Origin of the sequence: Cesiribacter andamanensis AMV16, assembly GCF_000348925.1 — a bacterium.
In the GTDB taxonomy this organism is placed as follows: Bacteria; Bacteroidota; Bacteroidia; order Cytophagales; family Cyclobacteriaceae; genus Cesiribacter; species Cesiribacter andamanensis.
This window is the reverse complement of record NZ_AODQ01000170.1, coordinates 1-7,550: the sequence shown is the minus strand read 5'-3', so window position 1 is coordinate 7,550 and position 7,550 is coordinate 1. Positions and strand designations below refer to the sequence as shown.

The window sequence follows — 7,550 nt, the reverse complement described above, 5'->3', positions numbered from 1 at the left end:
CCTTGGCCACCGCGGTTGTTACTTCTGCGATGTTTCGCATCTGCTCCGTCAGGTTGCTGGCCATCTGGTTTACCGAGTCGGTCAGGTCTTTCCAGGTACCGCCTACGCCCGGCACGTTGGCCTGGCCGCCCAGCTTTCCTTCCGTACCTACCTCCCGGGCCATCCGTGTTACCTCACTACCAAAGGCATTCAGCTGGTCCACCATGGTATTGATGGTATCTTTCAGCTCCCGGATCTCGCCCTGGGCTTCTACCGTAATTTTCTTGGAAAGGTCACCTTTGGCCACCGCCGTGGTTACGTTGGCGATGTTCCGCATCTGGCCTGTTAAGTTCGAGGCCATCTGGTTTACCGAATCCGTTAAGTCCTTCCAGGTACCGCCTACGCCGGGCACGTTGGCCTGGCCGCCCAGCTTCCCTTCTGTACCTACCTCGCGCGCTACCCGGGTTACTTCACTACCAAAGGCGTTGAGCTGGTCCACCATGGTGTTGATGGTGTTTTTCAGCTCAAGAATTTCGCCTTTTACGTCTACCGTAATTTTTTTGGAAAGGTCGCCCTTGGCCACCGCTGTGGTTACGTCGGCAATGGAGCGTACCTGGGTGGTCAGGTTAGAGGCCATCTGGTTTACCGAGTCGGTGAGGTCCTTCCAGGTACCGCCTACCCCTTTTACCCGGGCCTGACCGCCCAGTTTACCTTCTTTACCTACTTCCAGGGCCACGCGGGTTACCTCCTGGGTAAAGAGGTTCAGCTGGGTAACCATGGCATTTACCTCTTTGGCGATGCGCAGGAACTCGCCTTTGAGCTTATGCCCGTCTACGTGCAGGGGCATTTCGCGGGAAAGATCGCCTTTACCAATGGCGCTGATCACCTCGGCAATCTGGGTAGTGGGCTGCACCAGGTCGGTGATCAACTCATTCACACAGCGCACGCTCCGGTTCCAGGAGCCTTTGCCTCCTTCCAGCTCAATGCGCCGGGAAAGCTTGCCTTCCTTGCCTATGGTTTTTGCGGCAGAAGAGAATTCTTCTACCATTTGCTCATTGAGCTCGATAATCTCATTAAGGGTATCCCAGAATTTGCCCGGTAATCCCACCTGATCCGAGGGAAAGCGAACGGAGAAATCGCCGTTCCGGACTTTGAGCAGGGTATCGTACAGCTCGGAATCAGTAAGCAGGCGCTCTTTGATTTCTGCTGTTTCAGCCTGTACCTTCATAATGCGCATATATAGGTTAAAGGTGTAGGAAGTGCCCGGGGGTAGTGAGTACCCTTACCGGAGCTGCTGCCAATGGAATTATCAATTGCGTTAGGGCCTGTTCAAAAAGAGTATTCCAAAAACAAAAAAGCCAGCAAACAATTAAGGCAATATACCGTTTTCCTGTCTGGCGTACCAAGTAATAAGGCGATGTTTTCGAAAATTGGTTCCCATTTTCTGCTGCTCTTCCCCATTTCTTAAACAACAAAAGGCAGCACAACTTCCCCCTTCTGCCAAAGAGGGAATGGCTACCTATTGCAAGGGTTGCAGGATCGTACAGGAAATGAGGTATTCAAATCGCCAAATCGGGTAATTTGCTGCCGGCCACAGCCTCTGAGAGCTGCCTGTTTTTCAGAACAGCAGGTTTAACGAGAAGTGAGCCGGACAGGTTGCGCTTTAGTGGTAGCTTTCATGCTTTTCTTTGTTTTTTTCGCTTACCCCTCTTCTTTGCCGGTCATCCTATGTATTTTGGCAGGATGCATCCACCCTCCCCACACCTGCTGCTGCTTCTGGTTCTTTTATACCTACCCTGCTGTATGCCCCATACCCCTGCCCCCTACCTTCAGCTGCAGCGCAGCAAGCTACTCCCCGCTGTATCATCGGGCTCCGGCCTTGCGCTGGTCAGCGACAGCCTCTACCTGGTGGGTGATGATGCCCCCTACCTCTACCGCTTAACGGCTGACTGGGAGTTGCAGGAGCGCGTGCTCCTTTTTCCGGCCTATGAGGATAGCAGCCGCATTCCCAAACAAGCAAAACCAGATCTGGAAAGTCTCTTTACGCTGGGAGAGGGCCCCTCGGCAGTGCTTTATGCCCTGGGCTCTGGCTCGCTTTCCCCTCAGCGGGATGTGCTGCTCCAGATTCCGCTACAGGCGCCCGGGCAGTTCAGGCAGTACAGCCTTACCCCCTTCTACAACCACCTGGCCAACCGCCTGCATATAGGGCGGGAGCAGCTGAACCTGGAAGGCGCCCTGGTTTTGGAGGAGCAGCTCTACCTGTTTAACAGGGGCACCAACAGCCTGATCCGGCTTTCGTGGTCCCGCTTTGCCGAGTTTCTGCAGGGTATACTGCCGGCCGAGCAGCTTTCGCTGGAAATACACCCCCTGCAACTGCCCAGCATAGCCGGCAAACTGGCGCGAATATCCGGTGCCTGCGTATGGCCCGGCACCAGCAAAATTCTGTTTACCGCTACGGTAGAAGATACCGAAAACTGGATTGACGATGGGGATATCCTGGGCAGCTTTATTGGCCTGCTGGATAGCCGGCAGCCGGAGCAGGACCTGACTACCTCCAGTTGGTTGCTGCTGGACCCCTCGGGCAACCCCCTGCTGGAAAAGCTGGAGTCGCTGGATGTGGCAGGCCAAAAGGGCCAGACCCTGGAGCTGGTGGCCGTGGCTGATAATGACAATGGCAGCTCTACCCTTTTTGCCCTGACACTTGATTTTGGAGAGGAAACGCTACGGATCCCTTAATAGCGCATCTCCGTTTACCATCGCAACCCATACCCTCTGTTCTATTCCCAGGCCTTTGAGCCACAGACCCGGGAAACTATATAACCAGGTTGATTTATGCTCTTCCCCTAGCAAGCGGTGCCTTGACCGAACTGCGATAAAAAGTGCGCCCCTCTCCTGGTAACATTACATAGCCAGGCCCCTATGCCCTGTTGAGTGCGCTTGTAACCTTGCGTTAAAAGGGGTAGGTTAGCGAAAACCCCATGTACCCCTCTGCATGCCGATGAACCCTTTTCTAGACCGAATGCGCCTGCTGCCCGATCAGGAACTGATTGGGCTAATCACCGAACGGGCCGACGATTACCGCCCTGAGGCCCTGCAGGCAGCCAGAGAGGTCTTGCGGGAGCGCAAGATCGATCCGCAGCACCTACAGGAGGACTATGCCCGTTCGCAGGCGCAGCCCGAGGAGCTGGTGCAGCAACGCCTGGCAGAGGGGGAGTCGCTGGAGGCCATTGTTGCTCAGCTGCACGAACAAAAGCTGGATTCCTTTGATCTGCTGCATGAAAAAGAAGCGGAAATGGTACGCACAGATCCCGAAGAAGGCGCCAGACGCAAGCTGCAGTGGAAGCGGATCATGGGCTGGTTTTTGCTGGTGTTGGGTAGCCTGCGCTTTTATCTGGGCCTGCCCCAGGTGGGACTAAACGCCTGGACCATGAAAACCCTGGGCTTTCTCCTGATAGGCCTGTGGCTGCTGGCCAAAGCATCTGGCGGCCTTACCCCCTCAAATCGGGAAAGAAGTGCATAAACAACCCCCTGCTTAGTGCAAGCCAGCGGAGTGGCCGTGCCGATCGGGCCTACACCCCTGCCTCTAAGCTACCGTCCGGTGATATTTCTTATTCTTATATATAGAGAGAGAAGCAATCGCAGGAAGAAAACAACTCCACCCTTGTTGTAGACAGAAGGCCTATCAAAAGCGCCTGCAGCCCTTTAGTCTGAATCGCCAGGAACACTTTGTGCCCTGGAGCCTGCAGGTAGCTAACAAGGCAGATTTTCAGCCTCTGCCTTCAGGCATAAGAAGCGGCAGCCCCTTTACAGACCCTTGCCGTGCATACTGCTGATGGCTAACTTCTTTTTATCTTTGCTGAACGTGGCGTGGGGTTGAGGCAGACAAGCATCTTTTCGGCTGCGCAGGCTAACCTTGCCATGTTGAACGCGTAATGCTCCATCATCCTCCAATGCGTTCCGCAAAAAGGGGGATCTACCTACTTTTTATATGATTCTTTTAGCCGAATTTGATCTTTCGCTGCCGCTGAAAAATCCGGTGCTGATCTTTTCAGTGATCCTGTTCATCATCCTGTTTGCGCCCCTGCTGCTGAACAAGATCCGGATCCCGCACTTGATCGGTCTTATCATTGCCGGCGCCATTATTGGCCCCAACGGGCTGCACCTGATGGAACGCGACAGCAGCATTGTGCTCTTTGGCACGGTAGGGCTTCTCTACATCATGTTTCTGGCGGGGCTGGAGATTGATCTGGGCGACTTTAAGAAAAACAGCAGCAAGAGCATTGTCTTTGGCCTCTATACCTTTGTGATTCCCATGGTGCTGGGTACCCTGGCGGGGCTGTACCTGCTCCGCTTCAGCATGCCTACCTCAGTGCTGCTGGCCTCCATGTTTGCCTCGCATACGCTTATTGCCTATCCCCTGATCAGCAAGCTGGGTGTGGCCAAGAACCGGGCCGTAAACATTACCGTGGGGGGTACCATGATCACCGATACCCTGGCCCTGCTGGTACTGGCCGTTATTGCGGGCATGTCCACAGGCGAGCTTTCACAGGAGTTCTGGATTCGGCTGGGGGTATCGGTTGTGGCCTTTGGCCTGATTGTGGTCTTTGTGTTTCCGCCCATTGCCCGCTGGTTTTTCAAGCGCTTTGAGGACAATATCTCCCAGTACATCTTTGTGCTGGGCATGGTGTTTCTGGCCTCCTTCCTGGCCGAAGCGGCCGGCATCGAAGCCATTATCGGGGCCTTTCTGGCCGGGCTGGCGCTTAACCGGCTCATTCCCTCCACCTCGCCGCTCATGAACCGCATCGAGTTTGTAGGCAATGCCTTGTTCATTCCTTTTTTTCTGATCGGGGTAGGCATGCTGATTGATTACCGCGCCTTTGTGCAGGATCTGGATACCATTCTTGTGGCCATTGTGATGACGGTAGTGGCCACTGTGGCCAAATTTCTGGCAGCCTGGCTCAGCCAGAAGACGTTCCGCTTCTCCAGGGCCGAGCGGGATGTGGTCTTTGGCCTGAGCAATGCCCAGGCAGCCGCTACCCTGGCGGCCGTGCTGGTAGGCTACAACATTATTCTGGGCGAAACGCCAGATGGAGCCCCCATCCGGCTGCTGAGCGAAAGTGTGCTCAACGGCACCATTCTGATGATTCTGGTCACCTGCACCATTGCTTCTGTGATGGCCCAGCGGGGCGCCCAGCAACTGGCTCTGGAAGATTCGGGTCAGGAAGATGAGGCTGCCGCAGACCCCAGCACCGATGAGCGCATCCTGATCCCGGTCAACAACAGCGAAACCGTTGAGGAGCTCATCAACCTGGGCGTTACCATCAAATCATCGCTCAACAAAACCGGCCTTTATGCGCTCAACATTATCCCGGAGAGCAACCCGGAAGGGGTCACTGAGAAAAATGCGCGCAAGGTCCTGAAAAAAGCGGTGGTGGTAGGCGCCGCCACCGATACGCAGGTGCAGGAGCTGCTGCGCTATGACCTTAATACCGTAAACGGCATCACCAATGTGGTAAAGGAAAACAAGATCACCGACATGATCATTGGCCTGCATCAGCAAAAGGGCATGAGTGATTCCTTTCTGGGCAACCTCACCGAGGGCATTCTTACCCGTTGCAACACCACCACCCTTATTTACAAACCGGCGCAGCCCCTGGCCACCATCAGCCGCTATATTATTGTAGTGCCGGACTATGCCGAGCGGGAAAGCGGCTTTTTGTACTGGCTGCTGCGGGTCTGGAACATTGGGCGCAATACGGGCGCCAAGCTGGTGTTCTTTGGCAGCATGGGCACCCTCACTTACATCAAGGAGGTGCATGCCAAGCACCCGGTTGAGGCCGAGTTTCACACCTTTACCGACTGGAATGACTTCCTGATCCTGGCCCGGGAGGTAAAGGAAAATGACAACCTGCTGATTGTGATGAGCCGCCGCAACTACCCCTCCTACAACAGCCAGATGGCCAAGATCCCTTCCTATCTGAACAAGTATTTTCAGGAGAATAACTACATCCTGGTCTACCCCATGCAGCTGGGCATCTCGGATGAAAGCCACACCAGCCTGCGCAACCCCTCGGTGCATGATTCGCTGCAGGACATGAGCAAGACCATCACCCAGCTGTTTAAGCGAAAGTAAGGAGGGCGAGCAGGGCCGCGTGGTGCCACGAGCTATTCGTGGCACCACTTGAGCAACGCCCGCAGGCTACCGTCGTGCCACGAGCTATTCGTGGCACGACTTCCGGCTGTCTCCCTTACTTTGAGATGGCGATCTTTACTTTTTTGGTTTTGATCTTTTCCCACCTGAGCCGCTCCACCACGGCCGGGGCCTTCTGACGTTTTACGGCAGCAAAGGCGCTCTTATCAAGCACCTCTATGAGGCCCAGCTCCTCTTTCTGCAGCCCCCCCTTCTGCAGCAGCAGGCCTACCACATCTATTTTATTCACCTTGTCTTTTTTGCCGGCGCCAATGTAGAGGGTGGCCCATTGGGGCTTGGGCGGGGGTGGCAGGGTTTGGGGCAACTCTTCCAGGGCGGGGGCTTCGGGCAGGTAAGCGGGCAGGCGCTCCTCTTCGGCCATCACCAGCCAGGAGGTGCCCTCGGCTTTCATGCGGGCGGTGCGTCCGTTGCGGTGCACAAAGGCTTTTTCATCGGGCGGCAGCTGGTAGTGGATCACATGCTCGATCTCCGGGATATCAAGCCCCCGGCTGGCCAGGTCGGTGGTAATGAGCAGGCGGTGGCTGCCGTTGCGGAATTTGATGAGCTCCCGCTCCCGCTCCTCCTGCTCCATGCCGCCATGAAACACCCCATGGGCAATGCCCATCTCAATCAGCAGCACCGAAATACGGTCCACAGCCTCCCGGTGGTTGCAAAAGACCAGCGCCGGGCTTTCGCCAATGTGGCACAGCAGGCGGTAGAGCACTTCCAGTTTATCGGCCCCTTCGGCCCGCACCCCTTTTTAGGGCAAGGCCTGCCGGCGTACTGTCGCTCAGGAAGTTCAGCACCAGGGGGTCCTGCAGGCCTGCAAAGTCCGGGATGTGCTCCAGTTGAGTGGCCGAGGTGAGGATGCGCCGGCGCACCCCCGGCAGCTGGCCGATGATAAAAGACATCTCCGCCTCAAAGCCCAGCTCCAGGGCCTTATCAAACTCATCCAGCACCAGCAGGCGGATGCTGCCCGGCTCAAACGTCTGCCGCCGCAGGTGATCGGCAATGCGGCCGGGAGTACCCACCAGCACGGCCGGCGGCTGGCTCAGGTTGTTCTGCTCAATGCGCATGGAATGCCCTCCATAGCAGCAGTTTACCTTAAAGCCGGAGCCCCCTTTGCGAAAAACCCCCTCGATCTGCAGGGCCAGCTCCCGGGAAGGCGCCGCACCAGAGCCTGCACCCCCCGCACATCGGGCCGCAGCAGGGGCAGCAGGGGCAGCAAAAAGGCCAGTGTTTTGCCCGAGCCGGTGGGCGACAGCAAGATAAGATCCTGCCGGCTGGCGGCCTCCAGGGCAGCTTCCTGCATGGGGTTAAGGGCGCAATGGACAGGTTTTGAATAAAAGGAGCAATCATGGAGTCGGTCTTCGGTTTTTTG

Annotated in this window: 7 protein-coding genes; 3 read left to right on the top strand and 4 right to left on the bottom strand. The window is 56.1% G+C overall.

Annotation, left to right across the window (positions count from 1 at the left end; all coding sequences use genetic code 11):
• A partial coding sequence (locus ADICEAN_RS19385) for a HAMP domain-containing protein (protein ID WP_161622738.1) occupies positions 1-1,207 on the bottom strand: 1,207 nt, incomplete at its 3' end.
• Between the two features lie 575 nt (positions 1,208-1,782).
• Here ADICEAN_RS19385 and ADICEAN_RS19380 point away from each other — a divergent pair.
• The 3 genes from ADICEAN_RS19380 (at position 1,783) to ADICEAN_RS19370 (ending at position 6,112) form a co-directional block, all read left to right on the top strand.
• The gene (locus ADICEAN_RS19380; protein WP_040398372.1) at positions 1,783-2,715 is read left to right on the top strand and encodes a DUF6929 family protein; all 933 of its coding nucleotides are present in this window, start codon (positions 1,783-1,785) and stop codon (positions 2,713-2,715) included.
• Between the two features lie 262 nt (positions 2,716-2,977).
• A complete protein-coding gene (locus ADICEAN_RS19375; protein WP_152426530.1) occupies positions 2,978-3,499 on the top strand; it encodes a hypothetical protein in 522 nt (173 codons plus the stop codon).
• Between the two features lie 468 nt (positions 3,500-3,967).
• Entirely contained in the window at positions 3,968-6,112 is a 2,145-nt protein-coding gene (locus ADICEAN_RS19370; protein ID WP_009197356.1) for a cation:proton antiporter, read from the top strand.
• Positions 6,113-6,227: 115 nt separating this feature from the next.
• Here the strand turns inward: ADICEAN_RS19370 and ADICEAN_RS23780 are convergent, their stop codons facing one another.
• From ADICEAN_RS23780 to ADICEAN_RS23770, 3 genes are all read right to left on the bottom strand, one after another.
• Positions 6,228-6,923: a helicase-related protein gene (locus ADICEAN_RS23780; protein ID WP_009197355.1), complete on the bottom strand. Its 696-nt coding sequence runs from the start codon at positions 6,921-6,923 to the stop codon at positions 6,228-6,230.
• Positions 6,901-7,311, bottom strand: a complete 411-nt coding sequence (locus ADICEAN_RS23775; protein WP_316928545.1) for a DEAD/DEAH box helicase — start codon at positions 7,309-7,311, stop codon at positions 6,901-6,903. The genes ADICEAN_RS23780 and ADICEAN_RS23775 overlap by 23 nt, the downstream gene beginning before the upstream one ends.
• Positions 7,269-7,550, bottom strand: a 282-nt coding sequence (locus ADICEAN_RS23770) for a DEAD/DEAH box helicase (RefSeq protein ID WP_316928544.1), incomplete at its 5' end; no start/stop codon positions are given. The genes ADICEAN_RS23775 and ADICEAN_RS23770, both read right to left, overlap by 43 nt.

Excerpts from the sequence above, each read along its gene's own strand:
- ADICEAN_RS19380 (WP_040398372.1), top strand. The coding sequence starts at position 1,783 with ATGCCCCATACCCCTGCCCCCTACCTTCAGCTGCAGCGCAGCAAGCTA.
- ADICEAN_RS19375 (WP_152426530.1), top strand. The coding sequence starts at position 2,978 with ATGAACCCTTTTCTAGACCGAATGCGCCTGCTGCCCGATCAGGAACTG.
- ADICEAN_RS19370 (WP_009197356.1), top strand. The coding sequence starts at position 3,968 with ATGATTCTTTTAGCCGAATTTGATCTTTCGCTGCCGCTGAAAAATCCG.